Source organism: Aeromicrobium sp., assembly GCF_036675695.1.
Classification (GTDB): domain Bacteria; phylum Actinomycetota; class Actinomycetes; order Propionibacteriales; family Nocardioidaceae; genus Aeromicrobium.
This window is the reverse complement of the sequence record NZ_JAKFEL010000056.1, coordinates 1-2,004: the sequence shown is the minus strand read 5'-3', so window position 1 is coordinate 2,004 and position 2,004 is coordinate 1. Positions and strand designations below refer to the sequence as shown.

Genomic DNA, 2,004 nt, shown 5'->3' with positions numbered 1-2,004 from the left:
ACAACCTTGACGACCGTGCCGAGGTAGCGCTCGCCGACCTCGGGCATCGTCGGGTTGGCGATCGCGTTGATCGCGTCACGAGCAGCCTCAGCCGCTTCACCGTTCTCAGCACCGACGTAGACGGTTCCGTCATCTTCGAGTGAGATGTTGGCGCCGGTCTCGTCCTGGATCTGGTTGATGATCTTGCCCTTGGGGCCGATGACCTCACCGATCTTGTCCACGGGGATCTTGATCGTGATGATCCGTGGAGCGTAGGGGCTCATCTCGTCCGGCTCGTCGATGGCTTCAGCCATGACGTCGAGGATCGCGACGCGAGCGCCGTACGCCTGCGTCAGTGCGCCAGCCAGAACGTCGGCGGGGATGCCGTCGAGCTTGGTGTCGAGCTGCAGGGCGGTGACGAACTCACGCGTACCGGCAACCTTGAAGTCCATGTCGCCGAATGCGTCCTCAGCACCGAGGATGTCGGTCAGCGTGACGAATGTCTGCTTGCCGTCAACTTCACCGGAGATGAGGCCCATTGCGATGCCAGCAACCGGCGCGCGCAGCGGGACACCAGCGTTGAGCAGGCCGAGCGTCGAGGCGCAGACCGAACCCATCGAGGTGGAACCGTTGGAGCTGAGCGCCTCGGACACCTGGCGGATCGCGTACGGGAACTCCTCACGCGACGGCAGCACGGGCAGCAGCGCACGGCCCGCGAGGGCACCGTGGCCGATCTCGCGACGCTTCGGCGAACCAACGCGACCGGTCTCACCAGTCGAGTAGGGCGGGAAGTTGTAGTTGTGCATGTAGCGGACCGAGGTGACCGGCGACAGCGTGTCGAGCTTCTGCTCGAGGCCCAGCATGTTGAGCGTCGTGATGCCCATGATCTGGGTCTCGCCACGCTGGAACAGTGCCGAACCGTGGACGCGGGGCACAATGCCGACCTCAGCGCTCAGGGCGCGGATGTCAGCGAGGCCACGGCCATCGATGCGAATGTTGTCGCGGAGGACACGGTCGCGGACGACGGACTTGGTGACGGCGCGAACCGCAGCTCCAAGCTCCTTCTCGCGACCTTCGAAGTCGGCACCGAGCTTGTCGATGACGTCAGCCTTGATCTCCGACTCGCGGACCTCACGGTCAGCCTTGTGCAGGATCGTCATGGCCTCAGCGAGCGGGCCAGCGGCAACAGCCTTGACTGCCTCGTACGCATCATCTTCGAAGTCGAGGAAGACCGGGAAGTCCTGGACGGGCTTCGCAGCGGCCTTCGCGAGCTCGATCTGCGCTTCGCAGAGCTGCTTGATGAACGGCTTGGCAGCCTCGAGGCCGCCAGCGACGATCTCCTCGGTGGGAGCCTGGACACCGCTCTGGACGAGCTCCCAGGTCTTCTCGGTCGACTCGGCCTCAACCATCATGATGGCGACGTCGTCGTCAGCAATGCGGCCGGCAACAACCATGTCGAACACGGCGTTCTCGAGCTGGCTGTGCGTCGGGAAGCCGACCCACTGACCGTCGATCAGGGCGACGCGGGTGGCGCCGACGGGACCGGTGAACGGCAGACCCGAGATCTGCGTCGACGCGGAGGCCGCGTTGATCGCGAGAACGTCGTACGGGGTGTCGGGGTTGAGTGCCAGGACCGTGATGACGACCTGGACCTCGTTGCGCAGACCCTTCTTGAAGGTCGGACGCAGCGGGCGGTCGATCAGGCGGCAGGTCAGGATGGCGTCCTCGGACGGACGACCTTCGCGACGGAAGAACGAGCCCGGGATGCGACCCGCGGCGTACATACGCTCTTCGACGTCAATCGTCAGCGGGAAGAAGTCGAACTGCTCTTTGGGGTGCTTGCCAGCCGTGGTGGCCGACAGGAGCATGGTGTCGTCATCGATGAAAGCGGAGACCGCGCCTGCGGCCTGCTGGGCGAGGATGCCCGTCTCGAATCGGATGGTGCGCTTGCCGAAGCTGCCGTTGTCGATGACAGTCTCAGCGGTATGGAGTGTGGGTTCCGACATGGAAGTCCCTTCCGCAGGT

General features: G+C 64.6%; 1 protein-coding gene. It reads right to left on the bottom strand.

Annotated features, from left to right (window positions below):
• Positions 1 to 1,985, bottom strand: a 1,985-nt coding sequence (locus tag V6M39_RS03885; RefSeq protein WP_332642362.1) for a polyribonucleotide nucleotidyltransferase, incomplete at its 3' end; no start/stop codon positions are given.
• Between the last annotated feature and the right edge of the window lie 19 nt (positions 1,986 to 2,004).